15 protein-coding genes, 1 tRNA gene and 1 pseudogene are annotated in these 22,250 nt (G+C 53.2%); 10 read left to right on the top strand and 7 right to left on the bottom strand.

Annotation, left to right across the window (positions count from 1 at the left end; translation table 11 throughout):
- Nucleotides 1–41: 41 nt before the first annotated feature.
- The gene (locus MFFC18_RS04595) at nucleotides 42–530 is read right to left on the bottom strand and encodes a DUF2203 family protein (RefSeq protein ID WP_075081863.1); all 489 of its coding nucleotides are present in this window, start codon (nucleotides 528–530) and stop codon (nucleotides 42–44) included.
- A 497-nt stretch (nucleotides 531–1,027) separates the two neighbouring features.
- On the opposite strand from MFFC18_RS04595, the gene csrA reads away from it, so the two are divergent.
- Nucleotides 1,028–1,240 carry a carbon storage regulator CsrA gene (gene csrA, locus MFFC18_RS04590; RefSeq protein ID WP_075081864.1) on the top strand — a complete coding sequence of 71 codons (213 nt, stop codon included), beginning with the start codon at nucleotides 1,028–1,030 and terminating at the stop codon, nucleotides 1,238–1,240.
- Between the two features lie 187 nt (nucleotides 1,241–1,427).
- Nucleotides 1,428–1,499 (top strand) — tRNA-Glu (locus MFFC18_RS04585).
- 214 nt (nucleotides 1,500–1,713) lie between these two features.
- On the opposite strand, the gene MFFC18_RS04580 is transcribed toward MFFC18_RS04585, so the two are convergent.
- On the bottom strand, nucleotides 1,714–3,270 hold the full coding sequence (locus MFFC18_RS04580) for an ATP-binding protein (RefSeq protein ID WP_075081865.1): 1,557 nt from the start codon (nucleotides 3,268–3,270) through the stop codon (nucleotides 1,714–1,716).
- Nucleotides 3,271–3,599: 329 nt separating this feature from the next.
- On the opposite strand from MFFC18_RS04580, the gene MFFC18_RS04575 reads away from it, so the two are divergent.
- From MFFC18_RS04575 to MFFC18_RS04565, 3 genes are all read left to right on the top strand, one after another.
- Nucleotides 3,600–5,510 (top strand): GMC family oxidoreductase N-terminal domain-containing protein, encoded by a 1,911-nt coding sequence (locus tag MFFC18_RS04575; RefSeq protein ID WP_148618644.1) that lies wholly within the window; start codon nucleotides 3,600–3,602, stop codon nucleotides 5,508–5,510.
- Between the two features lie 650 nt (nucleotides 5,511–6,160).
- Nucleotides 6,161–7,177, top strand: coding sequence for a DUF1559 domain-containing protein (locus tag MFFC18_RS25420; protein WP_075081868.1), 1,017 nt, complete (start codon nucleotides 6,161–6,163; stop codon nucleotides 7,175–7,177).
- A gap of 90 nt (nucleotides 7,178–7,267) precedes the next feature.
- The gene (locus tag MFFC18_RS04565) at nucleotides 7,268–7,744 is read left to right on the top strand and encodes a hypothetical protein (RefSeq protein ID WP_075081869.1); all 477 of its coding nucleotides are present in this window, start codon (nucleotides 7,268–7,270) and stop codon (nucleotides 7,742–7,744) included.
- 153 nt (nucleotides 7,745–7,897) lie between these two features.
- On the opposite strand, the gene MFFC18_RS04560 is transcribed toward MFFC18_RS04565, so the two are convergent.
- The gene (locus MFFC18_RS04560; protein ID WP_075081870.1) at nucleotides 7,898–9,427 is read right to left on the bottom strand and encodes a thioredoxin family protein; all 1,530 of its coding nucleotides are present in this window, start codon (nucleotides 9,425–9,427) and stop codon (nucleotides 7,898–7,900) included.
- Between the two features lie 333 nt (nucleotides 9,428–9,760).
- On the bottom strand, nucleotides 9,761–9,931 hold the full coding sequence (locus MFFC18_RS24795) for a hypothetical protein (protein ID WP_157664996.1): 171 nt from the start codon (nucleotides 9,929–9,931) through the stop codon (nucleotides 9,761–9,763).
- 716 nt (nucleotides 9,932–10,647) lie between these two features.
- On the opposite strand from MFFC18_RS24795, the pseudogene rho reads away from it, so the two are divergent.
- The 3 genes and pseudogenes from rho to MFFC18_RS04545 all read left to right on the top strand — a co-directional run.
- Nucleotides 10,648–12,012: pseudogene (gene rho / locus MFFC18_RS04555) on the top strand (transcription termination factor Rho); the annotation flags it as partial.
- Nucleotides 12,013–12,081: 69 nt separating this feature from the next.
- Nucleotides 12,082–13,431, top strand: coding sequence for a glycosyltransferase family 4 protein (locus tag MFFC18_RS04550; protein WP_075081872.1), 1,350 nt, complete (start codon nucleotides 12,082–12,084; stop codon nucleotides 13,429–13,431).
- Nucleotides 13,432–13,473: 42 nt separating this feature from the next.
- Nucleotides 13,474–14,424 carry an efflux RND transporter periplasmic adaptor subunit gene (locus MFFC18_RS04545; RefSeq protein WP_075081873.1) on the top strand — a complete coding sequence of 317 codons (951 nt, stop codon included), beginning with the start codon at nucleotides 13,474–13,476 and terminating at the stop codon, nucleotides 14,422–14,424.
- A gap of 109 nt (nucleotides 14,425–14,533) precedes the next feature.
- Here MFFC18_RS04545 and MFFC18_RS04540 read toward each other — a convergent pair whose 3' ends face one another.
- Nucleotides 14,534–15,481 (bottom strand): ATP-grasp domain-containing protein, encoded by a 948-nt coding sequence (locus MFFC18_RS04540; protein WP_075081874.1) that lies wholly within the window; start codon nucleotides 15,479–15,481, stop codon nucleotides 14,534–14,536.
- Nucleotides 15,478–17,676, bottom strand: coding sequence for an efflux RND transporter permease subunit (locus tag MFFC18_RS04535; RefSeq protein ID WP_162273880.1), 2,199 nt, complete (start codon nucleotides 17,674–17,676; stop codon nucleotides 15,478–15,480). The genes MFFC18_RS04540 and MFFC18_RS04535 overlap by 4 nt, the downstream gene beginning before the upstream one ends.
- A 468-nt stretch (nucleotides 17,677–18,144) precedes the next feature.
- Here MFFC18_RS04535 and MFFC18_RS04530 point away from each other — a divergent pair, with 468 nt between their 5' ends.
- Nucleotides 18,145–19,122, top strand: coding sequence for a hypothetical protein (locus MFFC18_RS04530; protein WP_148618643.1), 978 nt, complete (start codon nucleotides 18,145–18,147; stop codon nucleotides 19,120–19,122).
- A gap of 127 nt (nucleotides 19,123–19,249) precedes the next feature.
- Here the strand turns inward: MFFC18_RS04530 and MFFC18_RS04525 are convergent, their stop codons facing one another.
- The gene (locus MFFC18_RS04525; RefSeq protein WP_075081877.1) at nucleotides 19,250–19,981 is read right to left on the bottom strand and encodes a PEP-CTERM sorting domain-containing protein; all 732 of its coding nucleotides are present in this window, start codon (nucleotides 19,979–19,981) and stop codon (nucleotides 19,250–19,252) included.
- A 445-nt stretch (nucleotides 19,982–20,426) separates the two neighbouring features.
- Here MFFC18_RS04525 and MFFC18_RS04520 point away from each other — a divergent pair, with 445 nt between their 5' ends.
- Nucleotides 20,427–22,247, top strand: coding sequence for a BBP7 family outer membrane beta-barrel protein (locus MFFC18_RS04520; protein ID WP_075081878.1), 1,821 nt, complete (start codon nucleotides 20,427–20,429; stop codon nucleotides 22,245–22,247).
- Nucleotides 22,248–22,250 lie beyond the last annotated feature (3 nt).

Below are 22,250 nucleotides of genomic sequence, written 5' to 3'. Positions count from 1 at the left end.
ATTGCAACCGAGCAAACGTTGAGCTTACGCGGTATACACTTTTAAGCCAGTAGCGTCGCGGAAGAATCTGTTTGATCTTCGAATCCAACGATCGGACGACGCAGATCACAGGACTCGTTCGACCAATGCCAATGCGCGACTGTTGGCTCACCCAACTTCCAGCAAAAGTGAACAGCACCGTCATCGGTCTGCAAAGGAAAATCGATATAGGCAGGCTCGGCAGCATCGAAACTGACGCCTTCAACCTGGTCCATTTCCTTGTAGCATTCCGCAAGTCGGTCGCAGAGTTTGTCAGCCGATTCTTCGACGGCTTTGAGCTCATCCGAGTAAAGACTTTCGTTTCCATCGAGATGGCGATGCAAATCGATCTCGCCAAGCCGCGTTCGGATCGAACGATGCTCGCGAGCCAACTGGTCGATCTCTCGAACCACAACCGTCAGAAACGGGATGGTGGAATTCGCATAAGTCAGCTTGGCCGCCACGATGTCTCGTGACAAATTTGGAAGTTGATTCTCTTTGGCAGAAATCATGTTCTCTATCCCGGTCCCGAAGTTTTACTCATTATAGAACGGGGCTTGTGGATACCTATGGGGGTTGCGCCAAGCGAACCATAAAAACTCAAACCCGGCGATCGTCAGAAGGCCGTTTTTGCCGCAAGTCGGTCCGATTCTCAAAGTGTCCTGTTAACCCGCCACACCAGCCACCTTTTATTCCCGAATTCGGCTGGACAGTCCGCTAAAGCCAAACGATGGCGTTGGAAATCTCCAAATTCCAAAAATTCGCTGAATCTCCGAACGTTTTCTGTGTGTATGCGTCTCAGAGGCAGACTGAAAGGGTCCCTCGTCGGTTTTCAGACCGGCGATCTTGAGCCAAAAGCTTGCATCGACGACGTTTGACCCGGATTTGGGCTCCGATTTGTTGACTCAGCAAGTGGGGCACTTACAGTTAAATTGATTAGAAAAACGAATCGCACGCCGCTTCCACAGGAGACGCCAGCGATTTGAGGATCCATGGAGAGGAATGGAAAATGCTTGTACTTTCCCGAAAGAAGAACGAGAGCATCGTAATTAACGATGACATCTCGATTGTGGTCGTGGAGATCCGCGGCGACAAAGTTAGGCTTGGCGTTGAGGCACCGAAGGAAGTTCCGGTTCATCGCCGCGAAGTTTACGATGCAATCAAGAAAGCCGAATCGGAACAGCAAACAGCCGGTGATATTGACGCTGCCCCTACCGAATAATTAGGTATTACCGCCGCATTATTCGTCCAAACGGGCACGCTCTGACTTTCACTGGCGTTGTTTTTGAGTTTTTCACGAAAGGGCTTGACGATTTCGTCGCCCTGATATCAACTATTCGCCTTCCGGAATTTTGCCGGAGAAATTCTGTCCGATCGTCAGTTCTATGCCGATCACCAATACACTGGACGGCCCCTTCGTCTAGCGGTTAGGACACCGGCCTTTCACGCCGGCAACACGGGTTCGATTCCCGTAGGGGTCACTGAGATTAAAGGCCAGCGGATTTGTTTCCGCTGGCCTTTTTTTGTGCCCTGATTTTTCATTGCCCGCGCTGCACTCGGTGGCGAAGCTTCCTACAGAAGTTTTCACCTACGCACTTGATCTGCTGCGGCGACAAACCCGGTCGTGACCAGGCAAACATGCAACGTGGTGCTTGGCTTTGCCCTGGCGTCGATGAACTATCGAGTCATCGTTGTTTACTCTTGCGAGTCGGCGGGGATGCAGGGCAACCGCAGCGTGAACGTTGCGCCGGTTCCGGATCCACTGCTGCGAGCAAAGATTTCGCCGTCCATCTCTTTCATTGCGTTGGCGCAACTGTGCAAGCCAAAACCATGGCCGTCGTTTTTCGTCGTGAATCCATGCGAAAAGATGTTCGTGAGATTCTCCGCGGCGATGCCTTCGCCATTGTCGGTGAACTGGATTTGCAACATGTTGTCGGCCGCAAGGGAGACTCTGATGATCAGCTTTCTGCCGTGGGCGCGGCCGAGAGTCATGCTGTCCTTCGCGTTCTTGAGCAGATTCACGATCACCTGAAGCAGCTTTTGCTTTTCCAACATCACTTCCGGCATCGGCTCAAACTCACGAATGACTTCGACCTGGTGACGCGTTAACGAAGACGAAATCAACAGCTCGGCGTCACTCAAAAGTTCTGGTATCGAAACGCACTCCTGTAGCCCGGAAAGGCCAGCGTAGGCCTGCTGCATCGACACGACAACTTTGACGTGCTCGAGGTGACTGCTTAGCATCGAGAGTTCGGATTTCATCTTCGCGCGTTCCGCGTGAAGAACTTCCGACAGTTCACCGAGGAATTTCGGGAAAGCACGACCCCGTTTGTCGTTGGTGAAAAACTCGCCAAGGTTCTCCTGATGGTTCAAAAGGTTTGCCGCGTTCTTCAGAGATCCAACTCGCGACGTCCGCAACGTCTCTTCTGCAAGTCCAGCCGAAACGTTGATACTGTTGAGGACGTTGCCGATGTTGTGCAAAATCCCGGTCGCGATTTCTGCTTTGCCGGCTTGATGCGAAAGCTCAACCATGCGTTGGCTGATCAGTTCACGCTCTTCGATTTCACGCTTGAGTTTTTCGTTGGATTGCCGCAATGACTCACGGTCTCTGAGATGCTGTAGGGCACTGGCGATGTGCTGCGAAATAAACACCATCAGATTGATTTCTTCTTCGCGATACTCAAACCCGGCCTGATAGCTCTGAATTGAGAACACGCCGATAGGCTGCCCGTCGAGACGTAGCGGAATGCCAACCCAGTCTTCAGAATGTTTGCCGAACGGAACCAGACCTCGATTGTTACGAGCTTGATAGCGAATGACTTCGTTGGATGTGATGACTTTCCAGCACAGCATATCCTTGCACTTTTCGACTGGAATCTTCTCGCGATTGTTCAGCGGCGATTCGTCCCCCTGTTGCTCGTCATCGAAATTATCGACGTAGTAGGGAAAGCTCATGCAGCCTTCGTCGCGATGAAACAGCGCGATGATAATCGCATCGATCGAAGTCAGCTCGGCAACGATTTCATGGATTGACCGATAAAAAGCATCCATCGTTTCGGCAGTCGTCGACGTGCGAGCGATTTTGAAAACGGCTCGTTGTATTTGCTCGTTGCGCTCGTTCGCCTGGACCAACGCGGTCAACTTTTCGATTCGGTCAATCAACTTCTCGCTGTTACTCTCACCTGATTCGACCGTGTCGGCCTCTTCGGGACAGTGAACTGTTCTATCGACGTCGCGACTGTTGGAATTCATCGTGGTTGGCGGTCCGGAATGGCGGGAAGGAGTTGAGCGGTAGGTGGAAATCGAAGTGCGGCAGGTGCATGAATGTGACACGACCCTGCTGATTTAAATTAGGTTGCTGTTGAACAAATTCGTGGACATTATGGCATCGACTGCAACTTGGGCCGCTCTGCAGATCGCTGATCCGAAAACAGTTCCTAATCTTTACAAACAGCCCAGACGCGCGCGGATCGCGAAGGCAGAAAACCGTCACATTTGGAAAAGTCTACGGTTTGGCTATTATCGGAATCCCGTTTGGTTCGATAAATGAAGGTGACGATGTGCCTTCCGCGAACGGATCGATGAACGCTCCCAAACCAGCCTCCAACAACTCTCGCACCCCCAGCCGACGTGCGATTCTCAAATCAGCAGCCGTTGCGGCAACGACGCTAGCGGCCTCCAGATCCGCCACCGCTCAGCAGCAACAACGAGCCCCCAGCGGTTTGGTCCAGATCGGCAAACGCACCAAGACCAGTGATTCGCCGCTGAAGCAGCAAGCCACGATGGACTATGAACGAAGTCTGGCGGGCTATGGCGGACGGCTGGCCAATCCGATCCGCGATCTGTTTCTGACAGCGAAAAAGAATAAGTCAGAAGTCCCGTTTGCAGTTGTTGTGATTGGTTCTGGCTACGGCTCTTCGATCATGGCTGCGAAACTTTCACAGCATCTTCGCGATGACCAGAGGATTTGTATTCTCGAGCGAGGAAAAGAATGGGTGCCCGGCACGTTCCCGGATACATTCGCTAACGTGAGCAACCTGTCGCGAGCAAATATCGCAGGCCCAACGCGTGGACAGGTGACTCAGCCTCTGGGGCTGTTCAACGTGATGTTCAACGACGAAGTCAACGTGCTCAGTGGTAGCGGACTTGGTGGCGGTTCACTGATCAATGCCAGCATTGCACTTAAACCCGACGCAGAAGTATTTCACCAGGCCAAGTGGCCAGAAGCGCTCCGGGACGCCGAAACGCTCCAGCCTTACTTCGAATCCGTCGCCCGCAACCTCAGCCTGACTCGGACTCCGTTCGACCAGACTCCAAAAGTTCGCGTTCGCCGAATGGCAGCAGAGAGCATCAGCAGGGATCCGCGGTTCTACGATCGTTCCAACGTTTCGGTGATGTACGACTATCGCCATCTCGACAAGGACCTGCGTAATCGCCAGGGCATGGTTCAACGTCCTTGCACGCTCTGCGGAGACTGCATCAATGGCTGTAACGTCGGCGCGAAAAACACCTTGGCAATGAACTATTTGCCCGTTGCAAAACACAATGGCGCGGAAATGTACACGCAGGTCGAAGTCAAATCGATCCGCAAGATGGATGGCTATTACCAGGTCAACATGGAGTATGTCGATGATCGCCACAACAAGGTGACGCGACACCCGGTATCGATCAATTCAAAGATCGTGGTCGTCGGTGCCGGCAGTCCTGCCAGCGCGGGAATTTTGCTTGATTCACAGGCTCCGAACTTTCAGTTCTCTCCATTTCTGGGGCGAGGTTGGTCGAGCAATGGTGACGCTATTGGATTCATCACTGATATGGCACGCGGAACCAACATCGGAGGACAGGGAGCTTACGCGACTGACAAACCGCCCGTCGGCCCAACGGTTCAGTCGTCGTTGCATTTCCACAAAGAGAAAGAATTGAAGCGACGCTTGTTGATCCAGGATGCTGCGATTCCACGCGGAGTAAGCAATCTGTTTACGGCGTTGCTTCGTGACCCTGCGCTCAACAAGTCGATGGTGATGCTGGGGATGGGACACGATTCCGCGGAAGGCCGGTTGGTCAAAAAGGCCGGACGCTGGCAGATTAAATGGGAAGGTCTCAAAGGCAGCGAGTATCGCAAGATGGTGTTCGGCGAATTCGAACGGCTTGCCGCTGCTCATGGCGGAAAGTACAAGCGGTTGAAAGCTTTCGGCGACAATCTTGTCACCGTCCATCCCCTTGGCGGCTGCGGCATGTCTGACAATCCGCTTTACGGAACGACCAACCATCTGGGCGAAGTCTACGACGGTCGTAACGGAGGCTACGTCGGCGACAACTCGGCTTGCGGGGTTGGTTCAGCTGCAGTTCACTCCGGGCTCTACGTGGCTGATGGATCCTTGATGTCCACCGCTTTGGGCGTGAATCCTTTCATGACGATCGCCGCCTTGAGCGACCGCATCGCTCAACACATCGTGATGAACCCGGCTTGGGCCGAACTGTTCACCGGCTAACGGCACCAGTTGCGAGCTCCGACAAAGTGTATCGAGCCAGATCGTCAAAATCCGCATCTGGCCGATGACCACCAATGCTCTCGCGTTCACTGCCAACGCCACCCGTGGTTTCTAACAACCCACAGGACGACCAAGCACGTCACACAAGCTTTGAGATTTTCAGCCGGCGAAGCACTGCCGGGCTAACCCTGAACGTTGTTTCAACCTTCTACCCAATGAGATCCCGAGCGGCTTGCGAGGGCGCGTCTGTCAGTGTCACGCACCTGCTTTTCACTCCGGTCCAGATGCGTTTTCTGATAGCCGCCTCCTCCGAAAACTATCTACATTATCAGGTTTGCGAAACAGCCAATTGCGGGCCCCAATAGCCGCAACTTCTTCGCAATAAGTAGAAAACTTTTGCATCATGCGATTTGCAAAGTTGAAACCGGATTCTCTATTTTGGCTTTTCCTGAGCATTTATTGGTCGTCAAGATTTAGTGTTCGTGCCTTCCCCCCAATACAAACCGCAACCTGTAAAGTCAGCTCCAAAACTGCACTGAGACCCTTTGGAAATTGATTGCATCTGAAATCACAGAGGCGCAGAATCCACCTAGAACCGCACCTGAGGATGACAGCAGCCCCGTTAATCAATTTTTCCTAGAGGCCGAAGTATGTTTAAAAGAAAAGCCTTCACGCTGGTGGAACTACTCGTCGTTATCGCGATCATCGGAATCCTGATCGGAATGTTACTGCCGGCAGTGCAGCAGGTGCGAGCGGCAGCTCGTCGAACGCAGTGCCAAAATAACCTTCGCCAATTGGCGTTAGCGTGCTTCAACTACGAGTCAGCAAGGATGACATTTCCTGCAGCTGACTTGATCCCAAACCAGTTGCGCACCAATGGGCAGGCATGCCGAGGTAGCAATTGGTGCATCCAAATACTTCCCTACATGGAACAAAATAACGTTCTCACAACGGTTGGTTATAACTGGAATGATGTTTCCTCGTTAGTTAGTCCCGCAGTTCAATTTGACATTGATAACGATGGAAATGGCATCAGGGACGGTAGAGATCTTGCGCCAACTGGCATGAACTTGTGCCCGTCTAACGGATCGCCGGAGTGGGCCAGAGATTACTTCGGTGTGCAAGGTGGCCAGGAAGGTTTCACCGACAACGCAAAGTATGGAAACGTCTGGGGGCGAGGCCCGGTTCACGATGACGGAATTCTTGGTGTGAACAGGGGACGCACGATTGGAAACATCACCGATGGAACTTCGAACACCCTAATCCTTGGCGAAAACTATCTGAAGCAACATTACGGTGCCGACATCGGCTCCTCAGGAATGGTGGTCGGCGCTCAACCCGGCCTGGCTCCATGGTGGTGGGGCGGTGGTACAGCCGGAAACATGTACGGGCTAAGTGCGGCACGAAACATGTTCGCTAACCCGGCACGACACGTGCTCACTGCGAACAGCCCCATCAATGACCCCGGCTTCTTCGAAGGTGGTGACAAGTACAACTCGGCCAGTTGGTATCACTGGAGTCCGTTCTCCAGCCAACATCCAGGTGGGGCGAACTTCGCGTTCAGCGATGGTCACGTTGGGTTCGTTTCGGACGACGTTGACATCCTGGTTTATCGTGAGGCCGCGTCCATGAACAGCGGCGGAGTCATCGATCTGGGCAGCCTGTAGCTGATGCTGCCATCCGTGTAAATGCAGGGCCGGTTGCCTGTTGCGGCCAGCTCTGCTTCTTCATAAACGCATTTCAAAACAGGTTTCAACGTGAATATTCATTACGGCTTCACCAAAGCCACGATTTTACTTCTGTTGATCGGGATCTGCTCAACGGGTTGCCTCAGCGGCGAGAAGCTTGAGAAAGCCGGCGGCATCGTGATGGTCGATGGCAGGCCATCTTCGGCGGGCACGATCGAGTTCTATCCAGTCAGCGGCGGTCGGACTGCGAACGCCGTCATTCAGGATGATGGAACGTTTACCATTTCTTATCGCAAGCCGGGCGACGGACTTCCTCCGGGTGATTACAAGGTCGCTGTTATCGTCGACAAAGTCCTCAACTCAACTCCGAAAATGTCGGCTGAGGAGGATGGAGACGGCAACTTCACACCCGAATTTCGACAGGGAGCTGTGACACACATCGTGCCGCAGATTTACAACAACATTCAGACAACGCCGCTTCGCTACACAATCGACAACACTGGCGAATCGCAGCATCTGGAAATTGAAATTTCAACATCCGATTGAGAGGCAAGACCTCTGCCCGGCCGTACAACTGCGCGACATTCAGCGGTTGTGCGGTCTTGGCGGATCGTCAATTCAGATTTACCACCACCGATTTGCTGGACTGGCTTTCACAATGCCAACAGCTTTGCGATTGCAGCCGATCACGTGACTGCGTTACCGCGTGATCGAAGTGCTGCCAGCCGTATTTGTCGCCTGGCGAATCGTCTGCAGGTACTCTTTCGGCGAAGACTGAAACTTGCTCCGAGTCGCTGCGTCCCGGAACAGAACGACTTTCTGTTCTGGAGTCTGGCCCATGAATACGCCGTTCTCGACCAAGCCCTCAACCAGCTTGCCCTGCTCGTGATAGACGACGGGATCGAAGCCAGCCAGAACAGGGCTGTACTTGTCCGGATTCGAACGGAACACAGCAAGTTTTTCCTTGCTCGCGAAAATATAGGTTCGGTTGCGATGCACGATTCCGAAGCGAGCGTCGCCATCTTCCCAACGACCTTCTGTGATCAGCGTGACCGGGCATTTTCCCTTAAGGCAGAATTTTCCGGGATCCGCTTTTGGAGGCTCTGAGCCGACCATAATCAGTTCCGGGCTTGAAGGATCAACTTCAACGACCGAGTTGAGCGACGTTCCCTGAGTCGTTGGTTTGACTTTGAAATCTCCGTGGCCTGAACTGTCAGAAGAAATATCGACTGGAACCGAAAGACTTGCACTCGACGCACCATCATCGAGGCTCAAATCAAAGCCTCCATTGTCCGCAGGAGCAGGCTCAAGAGTCACTGAACGACTGTTGGAAGCGAGGCTGAAAGGACCGGGTTTGGTCGGAGTGTTGGATCGCTGCGGGGTCTCGCTATCCGCAAGTGCCTCGAAGTAGCGGTCGTTCACGATTCGCTCGGGTTTGGCACGACGCGTTTGCGAGGAAGGAGCAACCCATTGACGCTCCCGATTCAAAAACTGATTGCGCTCAAGGTCATCGACACCGATCTCGTTTGTGTTGGCTGAAGCCAGCATTCCGGAATTCGCATTGCTGCCCTGATCGACCCAGGGGTTCGACGTTGTTTCTGATTTGCTATTTGTGTTTGCCGTTTGGCGGCGTTGCAACAGGCTGCCGTCCTTGGACAAACCGACTTCTTCGATAACAGGACCTTCCGCGCGAAACGCGGTTGGATCCTGTCCGTCGAGTGTACGGTTTTTGACCAACTTGCGTTGATGGGCAATCGGCCCCAACTTTTCCTTCTCCAGCATTCTGCTGGCAGACGAAGTATTGGCAATCATCTTCGCATAGTTCTCTGCATCGGCAGGGGACCGACGTTCGGTAATCACACGTCCGCCGGGTGTGATAATGACATCAAAGGGCACCATCGAGACGTCGTACTCGTTGACCAGATTCAGTTCATAGTCCGCGTCGAGCTTCACCGGAACGACGTTTTCGGCGATTGCATTTTTGACGGCGCTGCTTCGGTAGACATAAGTCTCCAAAGCTTTACAAGGACGGCACCAGGATGCATCGAAGTGTAACAATACCAGCTTGTTTTGGGCCGCAGCGATCTTTTTGGCTTTCTCAACATTTGAGAGCCACTGAATCTCACCTGTTGCCTGGGCTTCAACCATCGCTGGCAAGAAAGTCACCAGCATGACGAAGGCGACGACCGGGAAGATCCGAGTGACGAAGTTGTTTGGGCTGATTTTCATTATTGCACCGCAGTTTCCTTGTCTATGTACAGCTAGTCTGTGCATCGACAATCGTTGGTTGGCTAGCCACGGAAAATTGAGGGTTTATCCGGAATTAACGGGCTTTGCTGGCTTTTCTGGCAAACTGGAAAGTGCGGGCAAAATAGGTGCATGCTTCTATTTATGCTTGACAGCTGTGTTTGATTGAGCAAAACTTTGGACCGGTTAACGAGCTTCGTTGATCGAGTATCTGTGCTCCGGCTTTCGGCCGAGCAGCTGGTTCAGAGTCTTCTGGACGTCTCTTCCGGGATTCAGGTTTCTGCCTCAACTTGGACGAAATGGCATATGTCACGTTCATGAGCTGGAATCTGGGTGGGTTTCGTTTTCGAGTATCTCGCCGAATTTTCCCGTGTCGACTTCCATGGTGAACCGCGTTGCTACTTTTGCGTAGAGTGCGATTGTTCCAGTTTCGTTTGGAACATGCGGATACTCTTCAATCCTCGTGATCGAAATGAAATCTTTCATCAGACGATTTCGCGAGCCGGCGTTTTGCATTTATTGTGATTCGCTAACGCTTCGTTTTTTGTTCGGGTGAGAGCTTAACAACCCCCTTCACTCAAAACTCACGTTCGCGGCAACTCTTCGTTACCGCATCCCCGATTGGCACCCTGTTCAACGGTGCCAACCAATCGACCGGAATTGGAATCTGGTGTCCGTTTCTTCTGGGCAGCATTTGCGTGGCGCGTTTGTGCCCACAGAGTCCTTTTCGGTATTACCAATTGGAACCTGGATTCTCTATCAGGACATTTTTGATGGCAAAAAAACGGCGGCGTAGCTCTTCTTCGTCCAAGGACAAGGACACTGGCTCTGATTTCGAATCGGACTACTTCGAATCGAACTCTGATCGCGATGACCGCAATTACGATGATAATGACTCGGGTTCCGATTCCAGGTCTGACTCACGTTCCGAAAGAAGCAGCCGAGGTTCGTCTCGGTCCGATCGCTCAGACAAGGATCGCTCTGATCGAGACAGAGACCGCTCCGACAGAGACAGAGACAGAGACCGTTCGGATAGAGATAGAGACCGGTCAGACCGTTCGGAAAGATCAGACCGTTCGGAACGCTCCAGTCGCTCAGAAAGCTCCAACTCCGATAGTTCGGACGGCGGCAGCGGCGGTTCAGACCGCGGGCGCAGAAGCAACAATACCGGCGGTAACAGCGGCGGAAATAGCGGCGGTTCGCGACGACGCCGATCCAGCGGAAGCCGCAACAGCGGTGGAGGCCGTTCTGGCGGCGGACGCGGAAACAGCGGCGGCGGTCGATCCGGCGGAGGCCGTAACAGCGGCGGCCGATCTGGCGGCGGCGGTCGCGGAAATAATGGCGGTGGTGGCCGTGGAAATAACAACAGTAACTATCGCGGACGACGTGATCGTGACCGAAATCGCGAGCCTGTCGAGATTGATGATTCGGAATTGGTCGAAGGCTTTGGCTTGCTGGAGCTTCATCCCAACGGATACGGTTTCCTGCGTAGCGCAACGAAAAACTACTCACGTGATCGCAGCGATCCTTTCGTTCCCGGCACGATGATCGAAAAGTTCGGTTTGCGTGAAGGCTTGATTATCCGCGGAAAGGTTCAACCCGGTCGGCGTCAACAGGGACCGCGACTACGCGAACTGATCGACGTCGATGGAATGGCGCCTGAAGATTACGCCGACGTCAAACGTTTCGACGAGCTCACACCGATCAACCCGGAGCAATGGTATAAGCTCGAAGCAGGACCTGAACCGTTGACGACGCGAGTGATGGACTTGCTGACTCCGCTTGGCAAAGGCCAGCGTGCATTGATTGTTGCTCCGCCTCGAAGCGGTAAGACGGTCATGCTGCAACATATTAGCCAGGGCATCGCGTTGAATCATCCGGATTCGATACTGATGGTGTTGTTGGTGGACGAGCGTCCTGAAGAAGTCACCGACATGAAGCGTAACGTTCTTGGTGGCGAAGTCATCGCAAGTAGCCTGGACGAAGACATCGAGAGCCACGTGCGTCTTTCGCAGTTGGTGATCGAACGCTGTAAGCGACTGGCCGAGATGGGCCGCGATGTTTTCTTGCTGATGGATTCGATCACTCGTTTGGCTCGTGCGTTCAACAAGTGGGTCAGCAACTCCAGTCGCCGTGGTCAGACGATGTCTGGCGGTATCGACACCAAGGCAATGGACATTCCAAAGAAGTTGTTCTCTTCGGCGCGTGCGTTTGAAGAAGGCGGCTCGCTGACGATCGTCGGCACGGCTCTGATCGATACCGGCAGCCGAATGGATGAACTCATTTTCCAGGAGTTCAAAGGGACCGGTAACATGGAACTGGTCCTAAGCCGTGATCTTGCTGACATGCGAATCTGGCCTGCGATCGACATTGCCAAATCTGGTACGCGTCGCGAAGAGCTGTTGCTCAGCCCGGAAAGCCTGGATGCGATTACGAAGTTGCGGCGAACGTTGATGTCGATGAATGATCCGAAACATGCGATGAGCGAGCTGACCAAGCATCTCTCCAAGCATAAGACGAATCAGATGTTCATTGATAAAATCGCAAAGCAGATCGAAGCTTTGTAATTTCAGGCGAGTCTGGGATGGACTCGCGCGTCATCATTTTCGATCTGGGTCAGACCGAGCGACAGGATCATGTCCGCCATCGACGACAAACCAAAAATTGTCTATTTGACGGCGGGCGCTGGCGGAATGTTCTGCGGCAGTTGTATGCACGACAACGCACTCTCGCGTTCGCTGCAGAAAACGGGCTGGGACATTCAGCTGATCCCAACGTACACGCCCATTCGAACTGACGAGCAGGACGCGAGTGTCGACCAGGTGTTCTTTGGCGGCATCAACGTGTTTTTGCAGCAGAAGATCCCGTTCTTTCGCTGGATCCCGGCGTCACTGGATCGGTTTCTGGATAATCCAAAACTGATCCGCCGCGTCACGGCCAAAGCAATGGACACCGATGCCAGGACGCTGGGCAAGCTCGCGGTATCGATGCTCAAAGGTGCACACGGGAATCAACGAAAGGAAGTTCTTCGGATTTGCAAATGGCTGAGCATGACGCAGCCGCGACTGATGATCTTCAGCAACATTCTGATTGGCGGCTGTATTGAAGAAATCAAAAAACAGCTTGGCCTTCCGGTCGTTGTCACGCTTCAGGGAGACGACGTGTTTCTCGATTCGCTACAGGACCCCTTTCGCACACAAGCCCTGGCAAGAATCGAGCAGATCGGAAAACACGTCGACGCTTTCATCGTTCATTCTGAATTCTATCGAGACTACATTAGTGAGTATTTGAAGCTGGATCCGTCAAAGTTTCACGTGACGCCTTTGGGCCTGGAACTGGATGACTTCCATGCGTTTCGGGAATTGCCCACGATTGAATCGGACGAAGATCTAACGATTGGTTACCTTGCGCGACTGGCACCGGAGAAAGGTCTGCACCATCTGGTCGATGCGTTCATTGAAGTCAAGAAAGATCCAAAGTTTGATTCGCTGAAGCTTCGTATCGCGGGATGGCTGGGTCCGCAGAACACAGAGTACGCCGAAACGCAGTTTGCGAAACTGAAGGATGCCGGTTTGGATTCGCACTACGAATATCTGGGTTCCATCGAGCGGGTTCAGAAGCTGGATTTTCTCAGATCGTTAGACATGTTCTCGGTGCCGACAGAGTTTCTGGAGCCAAAGGCACTGTACGCACTCGAAGCGTTGGCTGCTGGCGTGCCTGTGATCGCGCCCGACCACGGCGCTTTTCCAGAGCTGTCTCGGAGCACCAACGGCATGCGGCTTTTCGCGGCTCGTGATGTTCAGTCGCTGAAAAAAGCGATTGAAAGCCTGTCGCTGGATGCGGAACTTCGACTGGAGTTGGGGCAACGAGGGCAGGGGCGCGTCTTCGAAGATCGGAATGCAACGGTTATGGCGCGTCGCACGGGCGAGGTGTTGGTTCGCGTTCTGGAAAAAAGTTCGGCTTCCGTGTCGCCGAGCGTTCTTTAACTAGTCTGGACGGAAATAAATTCCTCGAACAGGACTCTTTCCATGCGTGCATTTCTGGCAACTTGTTTCGCCCTCACGATTGCCCTCTCGAATTCAACCGCTCAGGAATCTCCCAGCGTCCAGTTGTTCGAAGAGCAACAGACTACGGCAAATGACCAGGCAGACCCGTCCGCGTCGGCTGAATCTGAAAGTGCCACACAAGACAAGATCAAGATCGATGCGGCTCAGCTGCAACTGATTGTTAACGTCGAAGTTGCCGCCAGAGACGCGGGTATCGTTGAGTCAATCAATATCACTGAAGGCAACCTGGTAAAAACCGGGGACGCCATCGCCACTCTGGACCGCGAATCTGCCATGGCAAGCGCGAACGTTGCCGCAAGCGAATTGGACATCGCGAAGGAAGAAAATGAAAACGATATCGACTTGCGATACGCAAAGGTATCCAAAGACGTCAGTGGCAAGGTCTACCAACGTTCGGTCAACGCAGCGAATCAATTCGCAAAGTCCGTTTCCAAAACAGAACTTGAGCGATTGAAGCTTGAATACGAACGTGCGAGGCTTTCTGGCGAACAAGCCGAACGGTCGGCAGTCGTGAATGAGTTAACGGTTGAGCTAAAAAAATCGCAAATGGAGTTGGCTGAAGTTCAATTGCGGAACCGGGAAATTAGATCGCCTACCTCAGGCATGGTGGTGCAAGTTTATCAACAAGTCGGCGAGTGGGTTCAGCCTGGCGAGCCGATAGCTCGCGTGATCGATTTGTCCAAGCTCCGCGTTTCATGTCGCTGCTATTTGGAAGACGCGTCGCCTGAATCTATTGCCGAGCGAGCGACGTTCACTCATCGAGGTCGGCAATATCCGGCGGTCGTCGTTTTCACCAGTCCGGAGATTGATCCGGATGTCCAGGATTTCATCGTGTGGGCTGAAGTCGAGAACGCAACAGGTGAACTCAAGCCTGGAATGCGTGGTTCGATTGAGCTGCAGCGGCGCGACTAACGTCTCGTTGCATAGACAGCGCATTAATTCGATTCGTCACAGAATCAGCGATGCACTCACAGGCTGACGGTCCGCGTTTCGTTTTTCGTTTTGAACATGGAGAACTCGGCTAACGAGACTCAAGCGAGGGAAACTTCTCAGCAAGATTCTGCTTCGACCACTCTCGCAGAAAGCAATACGAAGTCGTCAGCCGCGGATTGATTTCAATCAAAACGTCACTGGCCGCGTCCTCCGCCAAAACCATATCGATTCCGACATATCCGACGAACTGCGGGCTTGTCTCGACGACGTGACGGGCAAGCGACAGAGCCCGCTCACGTAGGCCTGACTCCAGCGGATATTGGGTTCGCAAATGAACTCCAAACGGATCGCTGTCAAAAATTTGCCGCCCCGGTTCGAGAAAGTGGACTGCTTCGCTCGATTCCACGATCACGGAAACACTAACCGGAGCGCCGACAACAAACTTTTGCATCAGCAGTGGCCGCGCAACTACCGCAAGTTCGCTCATCGACGAAATAAGTCGAACACCCTCGCTTCCCGCCCCATCAACCGGTTTTACGACACAGGGGAAGAATTCCATTGGCAGTTGGGGATCGACACCCTCATCCGTCAACAGAATTGAATCGGGGCAGGGCACTTTGTGTTGCACATACCACTGATGGCATTTCCATTTATCTGCTGCCAAACGAATCAACCCAACGTCGGGTCCGATAAACTTGTGCGCAAAATCGTTCAGTAGATTGGCGAGACGTTCCAGACAGCCATCGGTTTCCGGCGCGATTAGCAAAATACGATCCGCTTCTGAGGCTGCAGCCAACAGCACCGAATCAACGTCGCTTTCGCGTTCGACATCGACTCGCTCGACGTCGTCAGGAAGTTCAGCTTCGGCTTGAACATCGACTGGCACGATCACTTGATGGCCCAGCGACAGCAAGTCCTCGCAAACTGCACGCAGCATTCCGTGCCCCTGACGAAAGAACACTTGCAGTTCAGCGTCGAATGGATGCTGGTCAGCGACTCCTCCCCCAACCATGAACTCGAATACCAAAACCTTCATTCAGGTTTCTTTCTGGCGAACTGAGAAAGCAGGGCAGGGAGAAAAACAAGATCTGCAAACAGCGCCGCTGCGATCGTGATCGCACCCATCGAAGCAAAAATGAAATGATCGCGAGAGTCGCTCATCAGTACCGTTGCGAATCCCGAAACAAGCACCACGGTCGTCATGATCAGCGCGGTCCCGACGCCAGTGAACGCTTTGCGAATGGCCTCATCATCGGCATCGCAGATCTTTCGCTCTTCTTCAAATCGTGTCAGAAAATGAATCGTATCGTCGACTGCGATTCCCAGACAAACAGTAAACGCACAAACCGCCACCACCTCCAACGACTGACTAGTGACCACGAGAAAGGCGCCCGCGAATGCCAGAGGAAACAGATTGGGGACAAACGAGATCAGACCGATACGTAGCGAACGATAGACGATGGCCAGAATCGCAAAAATGATCAGCGACGCCGTCCCCAGGCTCAACGCCAAATCGACCACGATTTTGTAGAGATTCTCCCACCGGTTAAAAGCTTTGCCGCCAGCATAGAGCGTGAAGTGCGGATGCTGGTTTTCGATCTCTGCCATGCCCGCGATCATGCGAGTGAAGACCGGGTTGTATTGCGAAATCCCCAAATCACGCACGCGGAAGTTTACCGCCGTGTAGCGCGACTCGGGTTCGTAGTAGACCCGTTTGAACGGAGGCAACAGCAACTCCAGCATCGACATTCTTGTCTCCGGCGGACCTTCGCCTGGTAATGCATCGATCAGATGTCGGATTGAAACGACATTCCCAAGCAACGGTTCTTTCGCAAGCAACGTATCAACCTGCTTCACCACCTGCATCACTTCCGGGGCGTCGGCTTCGATTTCGCGATCCCAAAGGATCCGCACATAGCCTTGCTCGAGTCCTTGCATTGCGTCGTCCAGTTTCGCCAACGCGATCGCCGGTTCGCTGCTTGCCGGCATTGCGCTCGAAAGTCGCTCGTCAGGCCGCAGCGTTGTGGAAACCAGAATCAAAAGGATCGTCGCGGCAATCGCGATCAGGCTAAACAGCAGCTTTCGCGGCAATACGAAATCAATCACGCCAGAGATTCGATCCAGATTTCGATCGATCAAACTGGTCTTCTCTGCAGACTGAATGAAGTTTCCGATCCACGTCGAACAGGCCAGCGGAATCACAGTAATGACGGCGACAAAGCAACAGATGACTCCAATCACGCAGCTATAACCGAATTGCTGTACAAACTCGTGTCGCGCCAAAGCCAGCGACCCGAAACCGATCGCCGTCGTTAGCGATGTCAGACCACAAGCCAACCCGACTTGCGAAAGACCTTCTCTTGCAGCGGCTAGCGGCTTGAGTCCACTGGCTCGCAGCTTTCGAATTTGAACCAACAGGTGGACGCCATCCGTCAGCCCCACCAGGCTGACCAAAATCGGCAGGACAACATCGATAAAAGGATTGTTGTCGTATCCCAGAAAGCTCACAAATCCCAACGTCCAGAAAACGCCAAGGGCCGGCGCGGCGCCCAGCACCAAAACCGCAACCAGCCCACGAAACAGGATCAGGCTCATGACAAAAATGACGCTATAGCCAACCATCTGATAAAAGAAGTTGTTGGCTTCATGCTGCTCCATCATGCTCAAGTAAATCGGAAACGGCCCTGTGACACCGAACTCGATCTCTACATCGAATTGCTCCGACGCGGTTTGAGCAATTTCGCGGACTCCGGCGATGCACTGCTGATCATCTTCCAACATGAAAAAGTCGTAGTTGAATAACAACACCATCGTGTTGGCATCCTCAGACAACAGTTGGCCTCGTACGAAAGGATTCTCGAGCGCCTTACGTTTTGCTTTTCTGTACAGTTCTTCAGAGGCTGTTCGCTTTGGGAAAACCGGTTCTGGTAAACCAAACAGGTTTAATCCAGGGATGTCTTCCATCCACGTAACGCCATCGATGAAAGGCTCGTCTTCGAGAGCCTTGACCACGGCTCGCATCGCCGCGACGCCTTCGCTGGTGAAGAAATCTTCGGACTGGGCGACAAGAATTCCGTGTGAGGAGAATTGAAATGACTCGACGTTTGGTCGCGACTCAAAATCTGATTCTGTAACGACTTCCGGAGTTGGTTCAGCCTCGCGAAAAAGACTCCAAAACGCGTCCGGTGAAAAGTGTCCGATGCAGGAAACCGCTGTGATAGCAGCGAGCAAAACCGCCGTTATCCAAGGCTTGTTGACGATCCAACGAGTTGCGTTTCCAAACCTGTTGGTCATACGGCAAAAAACATTTCCCGAAATACAGCTTTCGAAAGAGGCATCCCTGACAGTGTCGACATTGCAATCTTATTCGAACGGAGCATCTATATAAGTAGTGTCTGTCGTGACAAATAATACCGAACCATGGGGGCGACGACTGCGTAACTGTTGCGGCTCTGCCAAAGTTAACCCGCGTATTCGTTGCGACGGGACATGGTGGAGGTGCAAATTCCAGGATTTTCCAAGAACTTGCTCAACTGAATAGTTTCGCTGGTACTGACGTCCGGCATAACCCGAACGTCATTTTTTTGAAACGCACGGTTTTTCGTTTCTTTAACCTTTTCGGCGGCTATCCGCGTCTTACCTTTATGCGTGAATTGCGGCGGAAAGCTTCTGCCGTCCAGAACCCTTCTGGAGTCAATTATGATTCGTACCAAAACAATTTTGCTCGGCGCCGCGATGTTGGCAGCACACCTTTTTGCTGCATCAGACGCTCAGGCAGGTCCTTTGCTCGACTGGCTTCGTGGCCGTCGTTCTTCGTGCAATACATGCCAACCGCAGCCAGCGTACAACTATTACGGCACTCAAGCACCAGTTACAACGGCGCAGTATCCGCCAGCGGCGCAAAACGCTTACGGCTTGCAGCCCGGTCAGTGCATGAAAACGTGCCAACAAACATGCTCGCGCACCGTCGTGAACTACGTGCCGTACACAGCGTACCGAACCTCGTGGAAACGCGTCCCGGTAACAACATACAAGCCCGTGACCAATTCGGATCCATGCACTGGTTGCTCCGTTACTTGCATGCGTCCTTGCACGACTTACACGTATCAGATGCAGCGAGTTCCATACACGACCCAGCGTCCCGTGTACCGTACTGAAACTTACAAGGTTCCCGTAACGACGATCACCAACGATTGTGCGACCGGTGGATGCAATACGGGCTGCAACACTTGTGGCACTGGTTACCAGGGTGCGCCTGTTCAAGGTTTCGCTCCGACTCCAACACTTGCTCCTGCCCCAACAACAAGCGGATCAAGCTTTGAGACGCCTACGTTTCCGGGAACGCCAGCCGATAGTGCTCCTTCAATTTCGGGAACGCAGTCGCGCATTCAAACGCCTGGCGGCACACTATCGACGACAGCACGCTACAACACAGTGGGACGTGCTCGTACGAGCCAGCGACCTCAGGTTTCCATTCCACAGAATTTGAAGCGTGAGATCAACCGTTCGGCATCTGCATCGCCGGTGCAACGTGACTGGAACTACTCTCCAGTTCGGCTTGCGAGCTATAGCCAACCAGTTGCGACTGAACGTGTCACGGTTCGTTCGCTGCAAAAACAGCGACCGGCCAGAAGCCAGGAGCGTCAAGTCAACAGCTTTTGGAATGACGTCAAGTAAACGGCTTGACCGTCGCCCATTAAAAAAAGAAAGAACGGCGAGCAACAAGCTCACCGTTCTTTTTTTGTAGCGTCATCGGAAACGAACTTCTCTGAAAGCCATTGCCTCTCGATAGAATTTCCGGAATTTAGCGTCGGCGGCGACGTGTCGAAAGCAATCCTCCAACGAGGAGCAAAATCGATCCAACCGCCGGCTCTGGAACTGACTGAACTTCGAATCCACGCAGTTCGACATCGTCGATTCGGTGAACGACATCGTCCAAGTCCACGTTGTCCGAGAACACAATGCGGAAAGTTGCTGTCGTGCCTTCGGCGATCTCCTGGAACGCAGTCTGAAACTGCAATCCACCGATAGAAACCGTGTGAATTTCTGGAATTTGGTTTGTTTGGCGAACGTATGACTGCGTATCCAGTTCCTGACCGGTACCATAGCCAACGAGGTCAGAATAAACCGTGGCACGATACTCCTGACCAGCAATTGAGTCATTCACCCAGTACTCGAAGTGCAGTGAATCCATTGTCCACGTTCCGTTAAGAATGGTGACGTCGAATTCATGGTAGACATTGTTTGGCCCAATTCTGATGTCGTCGGGCGTCTTGTTTGTACGCGCGAAAGCGTGCACGTCTGATTGTGGCGGTGCGATTCCGCCATCACTGTCAGCCGCAACCCGGTTGGTGCGAGTGTTGTAGTCGCCGGCAAGAATATCGGGATTGAGATCTCGAGAGTTGCCTCGCTCATTAAGAGAACCATCAACGTAAGTTGAATCGAACTCGTACAGAGCCATGATGTCGGCGTTGGATTGGTTGGGAACCAGTATCGCCAACCCTAGTGCGCACAGCGCAAGATACTGAAGCTTCATTGTTGTTTCCTGTCCTTGAATGTCAGAGAAGTTTCTTCCGTGGAGCCGACAATATCTATCAACCCCCCCATTTCGCCAATAGTGCTTTAGACAAAATTTTCAGTACGACCGATTTAATCCAAACTTCTCCACACAGGCAGCGATGCGCGTCGAAAACATCGGCGTTTTTAAAGCTTGCTTGCTAGCAGCATTCATCTTTCCGCTGACACTCGAGTCCGGCTGTACCGATTTCGAAGACTTGAACTTTGATAACTGATTCAAGGTTTGATCCGGTTGTCAGTCGTGTACCAATTGCTCCAGCCGCCCTCGCTCATGTCGTAAGGATTGATCCAGTTTCAATGGCAACGCATAGATGCAGTGACGATGACTGTGATGAGAATTGAACCGGAAAGCACTTTCATGCAGGTCGTACCGACGACGAAACCAGTGCTGTGCTGAGGCAAAAATGAAACTGAAAATCCAAACAACAATTACGGGAATCGCCCACGGCTCGATCCAGCTCGCGGCCGCTGGTATTGCCGGTCTGTCGTTGCTGACAACTGCTGCGATGGCGCAAGACGCGACGACCGGATTCACTCCGGGGTCAATCCCCAGTCAACCGTTTTCGTTGCTGGAGGAACCGACCAGTTCCACCAATGCATGGGTCCCGCCCGTCACCGACGTGCAGACATCGCCGCAGTGGTCACCGCCTCAAACTCCGGACCAGAAATCGCCTTCAGATTCCATAGATGAGGTCCTCGAACAAGCAAATAGGCGGAAAAACAACACGAATTCGCCGTCCAGCCTGATTTTGGAATCTGCCGAATCCGTGATCGAATCGCGCCCTTCGGACTCGGCTAAAACAACCGTTCCGCCACTGGAGTCGCCAAGCAACAGCCTGGAAACGCCCAGCCTGTTGCCTCTACCGTGTGACGTTCCATCGATTCCGCTGGCTCCTGAATTCTGCGAAGACGAACCGTTTGAACTCGACTGCGTCGATGCTCCTATTGCTTATAACGATGGAGTTGCGCCGTTGGATCAGTCGTTTGAGTTCAGCAACGGCTCGAGTCGAAGCATCATCGACGACAGCCCTGAGACGCTGCCGTTGTTGGACGCTGGCGAACCAGTCCAACCAACGTTACCGCAAAGAATTGCACGTCCGGCGATCGTGGAAAACGGAGCTCCTGAATTGATAACGCCCGTTCGAAACATCCTCGGCGGAGTCAACTCAAGATTGTCCACCGGCGACCCAAGCGTGCACGCTGTCGGTCAGTTAACCTTCCTTTCGCTGGGCCGTGACTATCGTGGCAAAGGTAGACTCTTAAGCAACGGCGGCCCCAACCTGTTGGCGAATGGTCCTGACGAAGGCGACTTTACCGGAGTCGATATTAATTACGGCAGACGTCGATCCGGCGGACGCGGTTGGGAGATGCGCTACATCGGTTTCGATCCAGGATCGACGACCGATGTTACGTCTGGAGATCCCACATTGGCCTGGGGCGGGCTCACGCCTCCCCTTAATGATCCCACGACTTGGGGCGGCACGATCCCGCAAGGCATTCCGGAAACCTACGGTCTCTCTGGAATCGGAACCGCGAACTTTACGATGGCTGATGTGTTTGATGACGCAAGCAATCATCGCGTTTCTCGGGACAGCGAGTTCGGTAGCTTCGAGTTCAATTTTCTGCGAGCGAGTGCCGGTGGAACCCGTTTGTCATGCGGAAATTCGATGGTGGAGTTCTTCGGCGGTTTGCGTGGAGTCGCTTTTAACGAGACGACCGTTTTTACGGCGGCTGGAACGCAGTCAGGACTGTTTCCAAGATCAGCGTTTTATTCCTCTGAGGTCAAGAACTCGCTGTTCGGTTTGCAAATCGGCGGGCGGCTGGAACGACAGCTTCAACGTGGCTGGGGATACACTTTCGGATCACGAGTCGGCATCTACAACAATCGGGTAGAAAGCCGTCAACGTGCAGAGTTTCAGTTTGACGATGGAAGCACGACCACCGCACAGGTGCTTTACGGCGACGACGCCAGCCGCGAATTTGACCTCAGCGGCAAGGACAACGAACTTGCTTTCCTGGGAGAGCTGGACTTTGGTGTCGTTTACCAATTCCGCCCGCGGACGCGAGCCCGTTTCGGATACCGCGGAATCGTGGTCACCAACGTGGCGGATGCAGCCGGTCAGCTGGAAGACAGCCTGTTTGACATCGATCTGGTTGCCGAACCGAAGGCTTTCAGTGACTTCATCGTCGGCGGTCTGTACTTTGGCGTCGACCACGCTTTCTAAGCC

It is taken from the genome of Mariniblastus fucicola (genome assembly GCF_008087665.1).
Taxonomy (GTDB): Bacteria; Planctomycetota; Planctomycetia; order Pirellulales; family Pirellulaceae; genus Mariniblastus; species Mariniblastus fucicola.
Note: the sequence above shows the minus strand (reverse complement) of the source record. Positions and strands in the feature narration are given on the sequence as shown.